1 protein-coding gene is annotated in these 893 nt (G+C 63.6%); it reads right to left on the bottom strand.

The genetic code is table 11. The features are described from left to right. Nucleotides 1-893 (bottom strand): acetyl-CoA C-acyltransferase (locus tag J5Y17_RS19090; protein WP_219787438.1); only part of this gene is annotated, 893 nt, incomplete at both ends.

Genomic DNA, 893 nt, shown 5'->3' with positions numbered 1-893 from the left:
CCAAAGCCCATGATCCGCGGTGCAACACCGGCGGCGGCCCCGCCCAGCACCTTGGCGATGGGTGTCAGACCGTGCTTTTCGGCGGCGTCTTTCGAGGCAAGGATCAGCGCAGCCGCGCCATCGTTCACACCCGAAGCATTGCCCGCCGTCACGGTGCCGTCGGCTTTCACAAAGGTCTTGAGCTTTTGCAGGTCTGCCAGCGTTGTGGACGGGCGCGGGTGCTCGTCCTCGGACACCACAATCGGATCGCCTTTGCGCTGCGGGATGGTCACCGGAACAATCTCTTTTGCCAGGCGGCCATTGGCCATCGCAGCGCCCGCTTTTTGTTGCGAGCGAAGCGCAAAGAGGTCCTGATCCTCGCGGGAGATGTTGAAATCCTCCGCGACGTTTTCGGCGGTTTCGGGCATGGAATCCACGCCGTATTGCGCCTTCATGAGCTTGTTGACGAAGCGCCAGCCGATGGTCGTGTCATAGACCGCGTTCGCGCGCGAAAAGGCGGTTTCGGCCTTCGGCATCACGAAGGGCGCGCGGGACATGCTCTCGACGCCGCCCGCGATGATCAGATCGGCCTCGCCCGCTTTGATGGCGCGTGCGCCCGCGATGATCGCGTCCATGCCGGAGCCGCAGAGGCGGTTCATCGTCGTGCCGGACACAGAGTCGGGATAGCCCGCCATCAAAAGCGACATGCGCGCGACGTTGCGGTTGTCTTCGCCCGCCTGGTTGGCGCAGCCGAAGATCACGTCGTCAATCGCCGCGAGGTCCATGGATGGGTTGCGTTCCGCCAAGGCTTTCAAAGGGATAGCGCCCAAATCATCGGCCCGCACGGAAGACAGCGCGCCGCCGTAACGGCCCACGGGGGTGCGGATATAGTCGCAGATGTAGACGTCGGTCAT

This window comes from Celeribacter sp. PS-C1 (assembly GCF_019429625.1).
GTDB lineage: Bacteria > Pseudomonadota > Alphaproteobacteria > Rhodobacterales > Rhodobacteraceae > Celeribacter.
Note: the sequence above shows the minus strand (reverse complement) of the source record. Positions and strands in the feature narration are given on the sequence as shown.